Origin of the sequence: uncultured Brachyspira sp. (assembly GCF_944390595.1) — a bacterium.
GTDB lineage: Bacteria > Spirochaetota > Brachyspiria > Brachyspirales > Brachyspiraceae > Brachyspira.
This window is the reverse complement of the sequence record NZ_CALXRN010000036.1, coordinates 1-7,515: the sequence shown is the minus strand read 5'-3', so window position 1 is coordinate 7,515 and position 7,515 is coordinate 1. Positions and strand designations below refer to the sequence as shown.

The 7,515-nt window shown below is 29.9% G+C and carries 8 protein-coding genes and 1 pseudogene; 5 read left to right on the top strand and 4 right to left on the bottom strand.

All coding sequences use genetic code 11. The features are described 5' to 3' along the window. Positions 1–463: Ig-like domain-containing protein (locus Q0J90_RS02035; protein WP_297276322.1), on the bottom strand; the 463-nt coding region annotated here is incomplete at its 3' end. Between the two features lie 341 nt (positions 464–804). Between Q0J90_RS02035 and Q0J90_RS02030 the strand changes: the two genes are divergently transcribed. From Q0J90_RS02030 to Q0J90_RS02010, 5 genes are all read left to right on the top strand, one after another. Then, the gene (locus Q0J90_RS02030; protein WP_297276321.1) at positions 805–1,284 is read left to right on the top strand and encodes an META domain-containing protein; all 480 of its coding nucleotides are present in this window, start codon (positions 805–807) and stop codon (positions 1,282–1,284) included. A 181-nt stretch (positions 1,285–1,465) separates the two neighbouring features. Next, positions 1,466–2,056, top strand: coding sequence for a hypothetical protein (locus tag Q0J90_RS02025; RefSeq protein ID WP_367173824.1), 591 nt, complete (start codon positions 1,466–1,468; stop codon positions 2,054–2,056). A 67-nt stretch (positions 2,057–2,123) separates the two neighbouring features. Next, on the top strand, positions 2,124–3,698 hold the full coding sequence (locus Q0J90_RS02020) for a LysM peptidoglycan-binding domain-containing protein (protein WP_297276319.1): 1,575 nt from the start codon (positions 2,124–2,126) through the stop codon (positions 3,696–3,698). A gap of 68 nt (positions 3,699–3,766) precedes the next feature. After that, positions 3,767–4,342, top strand: coding sequence for a peptidylprolyl isomerase (locus tag Q0J90_RS02015; protein WP_297276318.1), 576 nt, complete (start codon positions 3,767–3,769; stop codon positions 4,340–4,342). A gap of 35 nt (positions 4,343–4,377) precedes the next feature. Then, positions 4,378–4,869, top strand: coding sequence for a peptidylprolyl isomerase (locus tag Q0J90_RS02010; protein WP_297276317.1), 492 nt, complete (start codon positions 4,378–4,380; stop codon positions 4,867–4,869). 80 nt (positions 4,870–4,949) lie between these two features. Here Q0J90_RS02010 and pnp read toward each other — a convergent pair whose 3' ends face one another. From pnp to Q0J90_RS14685, 3 genes and pseudogenes are all read right to left on the bottom strand, one after another. Then, a complete protein-coding gene (pnp, locus tag Q0J90_RS02005; RefSeq protein WP_297208065.1) occupies positions 4,950–7,103 on the bottom strand; it encodes a polyribonucleotide nucleotidyltransferase in 2,154 nt (717 codons plus the stop codon). A 71-nt stretch (positions 7,104–7,174) separates the two neighbouring features. Next, positions 7,175–7,444 carry a 30S ribosomal protein S15 gene (gene rpsO, locus Q0J90_RS02000; protein ID WP_297208064.1) on the bottom strand — a complete coding sequence of 90 codons (270 nt, stop codon included), beginning with the start codon at positions 7,442–7,444 and terminating at the stop codon, positions 7,175–7,177. Next, positions 7,411–7,515, bottom strand: a pseudogene (locus Q0J90_RS14685) (bifunctional riboflavin kinase/FMN adenylyltransferase); the annotation flags it as partial. The gene rpsO and the pseudogene Q0J90_RS14685, both read right to left, overlap by 34 nt.

The following is a 7,515-nucleotide window of genomic DNA, read 5'->3' as shown; positions in this document are numbered from 1 at the left end:
CATCTGTAGGAAGTTCTGATTGTCTGTCATAAGGAGAACTTTTCTGCATTATAGGTCTTAAAGTATTAAAAGTCCAAGTATAATCATTTTCTAATACATCGCCTGTAAGTTCGCTTTTTATTCCTTTCTTTAATGTAACTTCTATTTTTGTGTTATCTGGTAGAGGCTCGCTAGGATAGAATGCTAAAGTATTAATAGAAAGCCATTTATATGTACCTTTAACATCTATATTAAAATTGAAGTATTGATTAGTTACTTCTTTTATAGCCTGTAAAGCTACCATTTGCTGATTGAATGTAACTGTTATAGCTTCATAATTTGCTCTGCTTGTATTTTCTCCGATCGGAGTAGTCCTATCAATAGCTACTGCAGCAAACATACTTACCCCCGTAACCATCATAATTATTAATGATATTATCATAACAAAATAAATAGTTTTTAATTTTACAATAAGTTTTCCCATAATATCTCCTACAAAGCGTATTTTAACTTTATAATGTTATATCATAAATAATTTTAAAGTAAATAATTTTAAAGTAAAAATATTTTATATAAACAATACTTTTGAAATTATTATTTACTTTAGAAATCTTTATATATAAAACTTATAAAATATAAAAAAGTGTTATATGATAATATTAGTATCATGATTTATATTGAGATTAATATTGAAAATAATGTAAAATTATAAAAAAATATTATTTTTTTGTAAAATATTATTTATATTATTATTTTTACTATTGATAATAAATTTAAATTATAATAGAATGTTTCCTAAAATTTTTAATTTTGGGGAAACAAAATATGAAAAAAACATTATCTCTAGTTCTTGTTGTTATTGGAACAGTATTCGCAGTATCATGCGGAGGAAGTAAGTCAGATACTGCATCTGCAGATAATAATGCAGCTATTACATCAAAAACAGTTACAGTTAACGATTTAGTAGGAAAAGAATTTTCTCTTACTAATATGTACGAAGGTAAAGAAGTAACTATAGCTTTTTCTGATACTAATATGTTAGGCGGAAAATCTGCAGTTAATAACTATTTTACAGAGTTTTCATTAGACGGTGATAAACTTAAATTAAATGCATTAGCTTCTACTAAAATGGCAGGACCTGAAGAAGATATGGCAGTAGAAACAGAATATTTACAAATATTAAATGGTGCTGATACAATCTCTTTAAATGGAGATGTATTGACTATTACTACAGCTTCAGGTACAAATTTAATCTATACTTTCAAAGGAAATGTAGAAATAGCTAGTGAGAATGCTAACAATTAATTGTAATTTAGCTTGAATTTTAGGAAGCAGGATAGTTTTTATAAATTATCCTGCTTTTTTATTTTAAAATATAAATATAGTATGTATTAAATTTTTAAGTAAGTATTGACTTTTACAATTAGTAGTATAATATAAAAGTATATTATTGTTTTTATACAAAATAGTATAGTTTGGAGTAATTATGCAATTGAAAAAATACATTTTAACGTTGTTATTCAGCCTAGTTTTTGTGATGTCTTGTTCAGAGACAATGCCTTTGAAAGAATATAAAGATGCTTCTGCTTTAAGAGATAAAACTATTAGATATAATTTGCAGAACTATTCCAAGGAGCAATTTGATATAGCAGAAGCTAAGTTTTCAGAAGCAGTTATACTTATAGATGAAAATAAAGAACCAGCAAAAGTAAAAGAACTTCTTACTAATGCATCAATTTCATATCAGATGGTACTAGATGAAGGATTGCCTCAGTATGCGGCAGTTTTAAAAGAAGAAACTTCTGAAGAGAGGGGGTATTCTAAAGAAGTAAAAGCATATAGAGTAGATAAAGATAATTATGAATTTGCTGAACTTAATTATATCAATGCTTTATCTGCTTTAAGTACTAATAATTATGAAGAAGCTGTTAATTGTTTCTTAAATGTAAAAAAATATCATCATAAGGCTTATTTTACAACTAAAAAAAGATATGATGAAAGTGCCAGAGGTCTTAAGGAAGCAGAAGATAAAATAAAACAAGTTGATGAATTAGAAAAAACATCTTCAAAAAAATAATAAAATAATTTTACTATGACTTATAATTTTGTTTTATATATTTATATATAATTTTGGAGTTTATAAAATGAAAAAGGGATTATTTTTATTTGTTATTTTGTCATTTTCATGTTTCTTATATTCACAAGAAACAAATACTTTATCTTTGCCGCCTGAATTGCCTTCAGATTTGCCTTCTGTTATAAAAGAAAGCGATGATTATAAATTGGCACAAAGATACAGAGAAATGGCTATAGAAGCACATGAAGTTGGAGACTATAATCAAAGTATAGAATATTCAAAACAAAGTAAGGAGTATTCTGATAAGATTATATCCAGATACGGAGTTTATGAATATGTTTTGAATAGTCAGAGAAAGGCTGAAAGAAATTTGGCTTTATTCAAAGGTGTCGGAGGAGATACTAATGAGTTAACTTCTAATTTATATACTTCATCAGTTGAAGATATTAATTCAGCAAATAATATGTTTGATGCTGCTGCTAATGGTACGGATTTTACTAATACTATGCTTGAATATGATAAATCCGCTGAAAAATCAGAATTAGGATATAATGTTCTTGCTATAGATTTAAGAAGAGAATATTTAATAAGCGAATCAGTATTAACTAACGGCGATAATAATGATACTCAGATAACTAATTTGAGAGATGAATCTAAAACTTTATTAGCCAGCAATGATTATACAAATTCTCTAACAAAATCAAGAGATGCTATGAATATATTAGACAGATTGGAAGCTCCATTAGCATATGCAAAAGCACAGGAAGCTATGGAAAAAGCTAAAAATGACGGTTATGATGAAAGTAAGCCTAATTTGTATAAAGATGCTTCAAAATCATTATCATCAGCAGGTGAAACTTTAGTTGCTAATAATTATTCAGATTCATTAATGCATTCTAAAAATGTTATAAGCATAGTAAATTCTATGGGAATTTCAGAGGATAAGGAACCAGAAGAAGAAATAGTTATAGTTCCTGAAGGTTCTTTCCCTAAATATTATACTGTTCAATCAAGAAAAACTAATACAGACTCTTTATGGCGTATAGCTTCTTATGATTTTATATATGGAAATGGTAATTTATGGAAAAAAATATATGAAGCTAATAAAGATAAAATAAAAGACCCTTCTATAATAAGAGCAGGACAAGTATTGACTATACCTAGTCTTAAAGGAGAACTTAGAGAAGGAACTTATGACCCTAATCAAACTTACAATAGTATAAAAAATTATACTACAAATCAGCAGAATCAGATACAGACTAATCAGATTCAAACAAATCAGATACAAACTAACGAGCTTCAAACTAATCAAATGCAGACTACTAATACTAATGCTCAGCAAGAAGCAGTACCTGCCACACCTATAGAGGATAATGCTGCAGATACAACAGAAGAAGAGATGACTGCAGATGAAGCAGAAGAAGAAATGACTTCTGAAGAAACAGCTGGTACAGAAGAAGCAACAGTTGATACAGAACAAAAAGTAATACCTGATGATGCTACTACTGTTAAAGAAGGAAATATAGTTATAGAAGATGAAGAAGTATTAGAAGAAGAACAAGAAGCAACTGAAGATTCTGTTGTAGATGAACAGCAGACAGATAATCCTGAACAAGCTACTACACAGGAGACTAATCAGTAATATTATAAAAAATAATACAATTATCTTTAATAATTGGTTATAATATAAAAAATTAAGAGGTAAATATTTTGAGTAGAAAATTAAAAATTATTTTTATTTCGCTAATTTGTATTACATTATTTGGAGCTGTATTAATAGCACAGAAACCAAAGACTTCTAAGGAACATTTATTTATTGAAACAGATTTTGGTACTATAGAAATAGCTTTCTTTCCTGATAAAGCACCAAAACATGTAGAAGCTATAAAAAAATTAGCTAATGAAGGTTTTTATAATGGAACACTTTTCCATAGAGTTATACCAGGTTTTATGATTCAAGGCGGAGACCCTTTAAGTAAACAGCCTAATAGAGCTTTACATGGAACAGGCGGTCCTAATTTTGTCATACCTGCCGAATTTAATGATGTATCACATAGAAGAGGTATATGTTCTATGGCTAGGAGCCAAAGTATAAATAGCGCTGGTTCTCAGTTTTTTATTTGTGTAGCTGACAGTACATTTTTAGACGGACAATATACTGTTTGGGGTGAGGTAGTTAGCGGTATGGATGTTGCTGATAAAATAGTGGCTTTAAAAAGAGATGCCAATTATAACCCTATAGAGCCTGCAAGAATGAATAGAGTTTATGTTAAAGCTGTTAATTAATTTTTGATTTTTAATATTAAAAGGATATTGATATTATGAAAGAACATTTATTTATTGAAACAGATTATGGTACTATAGAGATAGAATTTTATCCTGAAGTAGCACCTAAGCATGTGGAAGCTATAAAAAAATTGGCTAATGAAGGTTTTTATGATGGAATTAGATTTCATAGGGTAATACCTAGATTTATGATACAAGGCGGAGATCCTGTAAGCAAAGATCCTACAAAAAGGCATTTACATGGAACAGGCGGTCCTGGATTTAATATTCCTGCTGAATTTAGTGATATGGAGCATAAAAGAGGAATATGCTCTATGGCTAGAAGTCAGCATCCTGATAGTGCTGGTTCTCAATTTTTTATTTGTGTGGCTGATGCTCCTCATTTAGACGGTGAATATACTATTTGGGGAGAGGTTGTTAATGGTATGGATGTTGCTGATAAGATAGTGGCATTAAAAAGAGATCATAATGATAATCCTATTGAAAATTCTACTATGAATAAAGTGTATGTAAAAGAAGTAGAATAATAAAAAGCAAACATTAATACAATAAAAAAACGAGTCTTTATTTAAGGCTCGTTTTTATTTTTATCTTATAATAATCTTAATTAATATCTTTTCTTTCTATTATCATGTCTTTTTTCTCTTCTTCCGCTGTTGTTATGTTCTTCTTCAACGTAATCTGCAGGTTTTTCAAGCAATGCTTTTCTGCTTAATGAATACTTTCCGCCTTTTACATCTATAATTTTTACTTTAACTTCATCTCCAATCTTCAAAACCTCTTCTACATTCATAACATGTTTATAAGCAAGTTCAGATATATGACAAAGCCCTTCAATACCAGGCAGTATCTCTATGAAAGCACCAAAGTCTTTAATATCTTTTACTACACCGTCATAAACTTCTCCAATCTCAGGGTCTTTAACATAAGAATTGATAAGTTTTATAGTTTTATCCAATGTAGGAGTATCAGGGGAAAATATATTTACAATACCGCTGTCCTGTATTTCTACATCACTTCCCGTTTCTTCTATAATAGCCTTGATATTTTTTCCTCCAGGTCCTATTAATATTCTGATTTTTTCAGGATTTACTTCCATAGTTTTGTATTTAGGAGCAAAATCAGATACTTCTCCTGCATTTGATATTGTAGCATCAATTTTATCAAGTATAAAATATCTAGCTTTTTTAGCCTGTTCTAAAGCCTCTTTTAATATCTGAGCAGATATTCCTGTAAGTTTAATATCAAGCTGAAAAGCAGTAATGCCTTTGCGTGTGCCTGCAACTTTAAAGTCCATATCACCTAAATGATCCTCAACACCTTGTATATCTGTAAGTATTTTATATCCGTCTTTATAAGTAGCAAGCCCCATAGCAATACCAGCAACACTTGCATTGAGAGGAACGCCTGCAGAAAGTAAAGACATAGTAGAAGCACAAATAGTAGCCATAGATGAAGAACCATTGCTTTCTAATATTTCAGCGACAACTCTTATAGTATAAGGGAATTTATCTTTGGAAGGAAGTACAGCATTAAATGAACGTTCTGCCAAATTACCATGTCCTATTTCCCTTCTTCCTGGAGCACCATAACGTCCTACTTCTCCTACAGAAAATGGAGGGAAATTATAATGAAGCATGAAAGTTTTATTTTCTTTACCGTATATATCATCCATTAGCTGAGCATCTTTTTCACTTCCCAATGTAACTATAGATAAACATTGAGTTTGTCCGCGAGTAAAAAGTCCAGAACCATGTACTCTAGGAATTAAATTTATCATAGTGCTTATTGGTCTTATTTCATCTAAAGCCCTGCCGTCAGGACGCATTTCTTTTTCTACTATAGCTTCTCTTACTATTTCTTCTTCTATAGAATGACATATTCCTTTAACCTGTGCTATTAGTTTTTCATCTTCAGTTTGAGTTTTTATGTATTCTTCTATTTCATTAAAAGCATTATCCATACTTTCATTTCTTTTAGTTTTATCAGGATTATAATTAGCTGATTCTATCTTTTCTCTTCCATATTCTGTAACCATTTTTACTAAATCAGCATCATATTCAAATAATTCCTGTTCTATTTTTTCTGTTCCGCAAAGAGAAGCCATTTCATTTTGCATATCTATATACTTCTGCATCTCTTTATGTGCAAGTTCTATAGCCCCAATGAAAACTTCCTCAGAAACTTCTCTAGCTTCTCCTTCTATCATCAAAATAGCATCCTTACTTCCAGCAACAATAATATCAAGTTCGCTTGAAAGAAGTTCGCTGTTTTTAGGATTTATTATGTACTCTCCGTTTTTATATCCTATTCTAACAGCAGCTACAGGTCCTCCGAAAGGTATCCAAGATATAGTAAGTGCTGCACTTGAAGCTATCAAAGCCAAAGCATCAGTAGGCATATCCGAATCAACTGAGAGAACAGTTGGTATTATTTGAACTTCATTTCTAAAACCTTCTGGGAATAAAGGTCTTAAAGGTCTGTCTATAATACGTGATATAAGTATTTCTTTATCTCTAGGTTTAGCCTCTCTTTTAAAAAAACCGCCCGGAATTTTACCTCCTGCATAATACTTCTCATTGTAATTAACTGTTAGAGGAAAGAAGTCAGATTCTAGATTAGGTTCTTTAGCAGCAACTACAGTAGCAAGTATTGTAGTATTTCCAAGTCTTAAAGTTACAGAACCATGAGCCTGCTTAGCTAAAAGTCCTGTTTCTAATATTAATTCCTCTCCGCAAAAAACACTCTTAACTGTGACCATATTATACTCCTTTATAGCTGAAAAAAATACCAAGAGGGTATTAAATTTTATAGCTTGTCACTTTTTCCTAATTATTTTCTTAATTTTAATTTCTGTATAAGATTTTTATAAGCTTCTATATCAGTTTTTCTCAAATAGTTAAGAAGTTTTCTTCTTTTAGCTACCATTTTAAGAAGTCCCATTCTAGAATGATTATCTTTAGTATGAGTTTGAAAATGACCTTTCAAATAAGTTATACGATTAGTTAAAAGTGCTACTTGTACTTCTGTAGAACCTGTATCCTTATCATTTTTACCAAACTCTTTGATTATTTTTGCTTTTTCGTCTGCTGTGATAGACATTTTTTTGTTCTCCTTTTGAAATATTTTCTTATCTTTTTTTCATCATTTTCTAATAATTTTTTTACTTCATC